The sequence below is a fragment of the Pseudokineococcus marinus genome (assembly GCF_013004605.1).
GTDB lineage: Bacteria > Actinomycetota > Actinomycetes > Actinomycetales > Quadrisphaeraceae > Pseudokineococcus > Pseudokineococcus marinus.
In genome coordinates this window covers 1-1,023 of the sequence record NZ_JABEMA010000571.1, presented here as the reverse complement: position 1 = coordinate 1,023, position 1,023 = coordinate 1, and the positions used below count along the sequence as shown (strand labels likewise).

At 80.1% G+C, this 1,023-nt stretch carries 1 protein-coding gene; it reads right to left on the bottom strand.

What is annotated here, in order from left to right; genetic code table 11:
* The coding region (locus HLB09_RS17560) for a glycosyltransferase family 2 protein (RefSeq protein ID WP_171204554.1) at positions 1-871 on the bottom strand (871 nt) is incomplete at its 3' end.
* Positions 872-1,023 lie beyond the last annotated feature (152 nt).

Here is a 1,023-nt window from a genome sequence, read left to right as displayed (position 1 = left end):
CGCGCCAGCGGGCCGCGCGCGCCGCCCGGGCCCAGCCGCGCGCGGCCATGTCGGCGGCCGCGCCGTCGAGGAGGCGCCGCTCCTCGTCGAAGCGGGAGCCGGAGACGGCCTTGACCGCCGAGTCGGACCCGCCGTGGCGGCGGTAGGCGAAGACGACCTCGTCGTCGAGGACGAGGGGCTCGCCGGAGGCGGCGACGTCGAGGAGGAGGGCGAGGTCCTGCACGACCTCCCAGCCGGGGCGGAAGCCGTGCCGGCGCAGCACGTCGGTGCGCCAGCACAGCGACGGGAAGTAGGTCCAGTTGCCGTGGAGCAGGCCGGTCGCCAGCTCCTCGCCGGCGACCGCCAGCGGTCGGCGCCCGCGGGGCGCGAGGAGCCCCTTCACCCGGTCGGCGGCGGGCCGCACGCGGTCCCCGGCGCCGTCGACGACGACGACGCCGGGCTGGACGACCGCCGCGGCGGTGCGGGCGTGGAGGTCGCGCACGCGCGACAGGTACCCCGGCAGCATCACGTCGTCGGCGCCCATCACCACGGCCAGCGGCGCCCGCGCCAGCTCGACGCACCGCCGGTAGTTGCCGCCGGCGCCGAGCTGGCGCTCGTTGCGGTGGTACTCGACCCGCTCGTCCTGCCCGGCGAGGCCGCGCAGCCACGGGGCCGTGGCCGGGTCGGGGTGGCCGTCGTCGACGACGACGAGGCGCCACGCCCGCTCCCGCTGGGCCAGCACCGAGGCCACGGCCTCGCGCAGGAGCCCCGGGTCGCCGTAGAAGGGGAGCAGGACGTCGACGGCGGCCCCGGTCCCCGAGCCCTCGGGCGCCCCACCGCCGAGGTCGCCTCCGCCCGAGGCCCCGCCCTGCCCGCTGGTCCCGTCGCTCACCCCGCCATCCCACCACGGTCCGCCGCAGGGCCCGGGCGGCGCCCGGCTCGTCGCCGCGCCGCCGGGGACGTGGCGGCGCCGTGCCACGATGCCGCGGTGGACGAGCCCGGCACGCACCCCGCCGGCGCACGCGCGGGCGAGCCGGTGCGGGT